The following is a 557-nucleotide window of genomic DNA, read 5'->3' as shown; positions in this document are numbered from 1 at the left end:
TAGTGAAATGAAGTTGAGCCGCGCTCATTCCTTGTGCGGTTCTGGTGGTGATAAATAGGAGTCCATCGATGAAAAGTAAACACAACAAAACCGTTCTATGTGCATTTGTTTCTGGTTCGGTATTTGGTGCTGTTCTCGTTATCGCAATGTCCTTGCCGATGTAATCGGGCAAATTTTCACACACTGCATTTTCTTCACATTGGGATTGAGCATTGTCTTAGTCCCTGTTAGCTTAAGACGCATGAACTTATTCTTCACACCTTCATCATCATACTTTTTCTGGTGGCGCTCTATGTAGAGCGGCGCGGAATTCTTACATTCTTACGCTGCTGGAAGGTAGCGAAGAGTGTCTTGTCTTTTTATCTCCAGTAGCGATCTATTTTGACTAGGAGATAACCATGAACATCAAAGAAACGCATCAACAACGCGAAATCATTCTCACGGGGGACCGAGCTACAGGGCCTTTACCCCTTGGTCATTACGTCGGTTCGTTACAACAGCGTGTGGCATTACAATCGGAGCATGACCAAACCATTCTGGTCGCCGATATGCAAGGC

General features: G+C 45.1%; 1 pseudogene. It reads left to right on the top strand.

The features are described from left to right. Positions 1-398: 398 nt before the first annotated feature. A pseudogene (locus tag R8O11_RS30320) lies at positions 399-557 on the top strand (tryptophan--tRNA ligase); the annotation flags it as partial.

It is taken from the genome of Vibrio sp. 1288, assembly GCF_033344475.1.
This window is presented reverse-complemented; position numbering and strand designations above follow the sequence as displayed.